This window comes from Dellaglioa sp. CoH-57-MRSF-18, assembly GCF_056781995.1.
In genome coordinates this window covers 1-445 of sequence record NZ_JBXAXX010000090.1, presented here as the reverse complement: position 1 = coordinate 445, position 445 = coordinate 1, and the positions used below count along the sequence as shown (strand labels likewise).

Annotated in this window: 1 protein-coding gene; it reads right to left on the bottom strand. The window is 51.2% G+C overall.

Features of this window, described 5'->3' with window-relative positions; all coding sequences use genetic code 11:
* Positions 1-84: 84 nt before the first annotated feature.
* A partial coding sequence (locus AC1RPG_RS08215) for a hypothetical protein (protein ID WP_481762502.1) occupies positions 85-445 on the bottom strand: 361 nt, incomplete at its 5' end.

Genomic DNA, 445 nt, shown 5'->3' with positions numbered 1-445 from the left:
GCTCTCTTGATCGCGAAGCACACAAAGGACTCATCCCCGTCCTCGATGAGTTCGAGTGCCCTTTTCAGGATCGCGATTTTCTTGTCAATCAGGTTCACGTTCGGCCTCCACACAATTGATTAGATAAGTGGCCCATTGTACGCGAGTTTCCTTCAGTAGGAAAGCTTTTTGTTCATGAGCCCAGATACCGTGAACATCCTCAAGCCAGCAGTTGAGTGTGAGGCGGTTGCCGAGCGCCCGGCGTATGACAGTCACCAATTCTTCCGCTGCTTTCTTATACGGATAATCGGGATTGTCCAACGACAGGATTTGAGCCGAACTCTTAATCGCGTGACACAGATATGTCTGGTAGTGATCATCTAGGACTCGGATCGCACGGTGCAGCACCTCGATCTTGCATTCACGCAGTGTCTTCACACTTGCTCCTTCATCCAGCGGCACCACG